The following is a 591-nucleotide window of genomic DNA, read 5'->3' as shown; positions in this document are numbered from 1 at the left end:
GCTCGCCTAGCGGTATTCCACCTACGTAAAAAAGCGTACGGCCAATATGAGCCGCCAACGCTGTTTGATCACGTGTCTCGTCTTGTAGATATGGGTAAGTACGACCAACATATCCTTGAAGACTACTCAAAAGCTGAACTGGACGAACTAGATTCTTACATCGATCACAAACGCGACCTTAACTTCTCTTACGCTGCGGTCAAACAGCTTGAAGGCAAGTACTTCGTGCAAAACCGTGTGTCTGGCGAGATCTACGAAAGTGCTCAGTTCCTTTACATTCTAGTGTCGGCTTGCCTGTTCGCTAACTACCCGAAAGAAACACGTCTTGACTACATCAAGCGTTTCTACGATGCGACATCAACATTTAAAATCTCTCTACCTACACCAATTATGTCTGGTGTACGTACCCCTACTCGTCAGTTCAGCTCATGTGTACTGATTGAGTGTGGTGACAGCCTAGATTCTATCAACGCAACTGCAAGTTCTATTGTTCGTTACGTATCTCAACGTGCTGGTATCGGTATCAACGCGGGTCGCATTCGTGCGCTAGGTTCTGAAATCCGTGGCGGTGAAGCATTCCACACAGGTTGT

At 46.9% G+C, this 591-nt stretch carries 1 protein-coding gene; it reads left to right on the top strand.

Features of this window, described 5'->3' with window-relative positions:
• On the top strand, positions 1-591 hold a 591-nt coding region (locus R7E78_RS28515; RefSeq protein ID WP_318058936.1), incomplete at both ends, for a ribonucleotide reductase N-terminal alpha domain-containing protein.

The organism is Vibrio sp. YT-19(2023), from assembly GCF_033337395.1.
This window is presented reverse-complemented; position numbering and strand designations above follow the sequence as displayed.